The 981-nt window shown below is 66.3% G+C and carries 1 protein-coding gene and 1 pseudogene; one reads left to right on the top strand and one right to left on the bottom strand.

The window, feature by feature from the left end; genetic code table 11:
- A partial coding sequence (locus EN879_RS37170; RefSeq protein ID WP_164774907.1) for a FadR/GntR family transcriptional regulator occupies positions 1 to 674 on the bottom strand: 674 nt, incomplete at its 3' end.
- A 186-nt stretch (positions 675 to 860) separates the two neighbouring features.
- Here EN879_RS37170 and EN879_RS40465 point away from each other — a divergent pair.
- A pseudogene (locus EN879_RS40465) lies at positions 861 to 981 on the top strand (NAD(P)-dependent oxidoreductase); the annotation flags it as partial.

Genomic DNA, 981 nt, shown 5'->3' on the forward strand with positions numbered 1-981 from the left:
ATGGCGCGCCGCGCCGCGTTGACATCCCTGGCTTCGATCGCGGCAAGGATGGCGCGATGCTCGCGCTGCATGCGGTTGAGGTATTTTTCCCGCTCGGCTTCGGTCATCCGGTCGAGCCGCGTCCATTGGCGCGGGATCATGGCGCTGCCGAACGTGTCGAACAGCCGGGTGAAATTGGGGTTCTGCGTTGCCGCGAGAATGGCGCGGTGGAAACCAAAGTCCTCTTCCGAGCCGGAGCCGCCGGCACGCACCGCCGCTTCCAGCGCATCCAGCCGCGCGCTCATCTGGCCGAGCGCCGCTTCGCTGCGCCGCTCGGCCGCAAGGCCGGTCGCTTCGACCTCGATGCCCATGCGCAGTTCCAGCACGCGCAGCACCTCGTCGATCGATTCGAGATCGTCGGGCAGGATCGAAAAGGTCCGTGGCAGCGGGTCCTTGGCGACGAAGGCGCCGAGCCCCTGACGTGTGGTGATCAGTCCCCGCGCGCGCAGTGCCGCCAGCGCCTCGCGCACCACGGTGCGGCTCACACCGGTGGCGGCGACGATCTCCTGCTCGGTCGGCAGCCGCTGGCCCGGCGCAAGATCGCCGGATTCAATCTGCGCGATCAGCGTGTTGACGAGCCCGGTCCGCAGATTGGGCGCCTGCGGTATGGCATCGAAAAGCATGATTTCCGCCATCGCGCGGGCTCCGGTCCGAGTCTTCGGAAAGGCCGTTTCTTGTTCGAAGGCCGATTCTTGTTCGAAGCATTGCATCGACAGGTGCCCGCCGCAAGGTGACGAAAGTTGAGCCCGCCGGCACGGGCCAAAGGAGGATTTTATGAAAGAACGCATTGGCTTCATCGGCTTGGGCAGCATGGGCGCCGGGCGGCGGTGCGCAACGGCTTTGCCACTGCGGTCACGACAGGCCATGGCGAGAAGTTCGTGCCGGCGCTGTCGGATATTGTCGCGGGGTTGAATGGGGTGTCGCTGGTGGTGCCACCGGGGG

This window comes from Mesorhizobium sp. M7A.F.Ca.AU.002.02.1.1 (assembly GCF_003998535.1).
Lineage (GTDB): Bacteria > Pseudomonadota > Alphaproteobacteria > Rhizobiales > Rhizobiaceae > Mesorhizobium > Mesorhizobium ciceri.